This is a genomic window from Burkholderia sp. MSMB1078WGS, assembly GCF_001528895.1.
GTDB lineage: Bacteria > Pseudomonadota > Gammaproteobacteria > Burkholderiales > Burkholderiaceae > Burkholderia.
The window spans coordinates 1-518 of sequence record NZ_LPDI01000055.1 but is presented as its reverse complement, the minus strand read 5'-3'; the positions used below and the strand labels follow the sequence as shown (position 1 = coordinate 518).

The window sequence follows — 518 nt, the reverse complement described above, 5'->3', positions numbered from 1 at the left end:
GCGCCCTTCAGCGCCACTTCGTCGAAGTTCGCCGAGCCGTCCGGGTTCTTGCCGTACGTGACCGCCAGCGACGCCAGACCCGAACCCGGATCCGACGGATCGACCGGCGCCACCAGCCCCGCATCCTGCAACTGGCCGAGGTTCACCGCGTCATGACGATCGACGCCGTCCGCCACGTTCGACAGCTGCACCGGGCCGGCCGACTTGCCGCCGCCCAGCGCCACCGCGTTGTAGTTCGGCGTGCCGTCCGGGTTCGTGCCGTACGTGACCGCGGCAAGCGACTTGCCGTCGTCGCCGATCAGGCCCGAACCCTTCAGTTGGCTCACGTTCACCGCGTCCGTGTCGGCAACGCCCGCGTTTACGTTCGACAGCGTCACCGGAGCCGATGCACTCGTACCGCCCAGCGTCACCTTGTCCTTCGCCGCGCTGTCGTACACCACCGCCAGCGATTCGCCGGTCGCCGGGTCGATCAGGCCGCTGTCGTGCAACGTGTCTTCGAGGTCGCCCACGCGGGTGTT

At 68.7% G+C, this 518-nt stretch carries 1 pseudogene; it reads right to left on the bottom strand.

Annotation, left to right across the window (positions count from 1 at the left end):
- Window positions 1-518: pseudogene (locus WT24_RS15415) on the bottom strand (hypothetical protein); the annotation flags it as partial.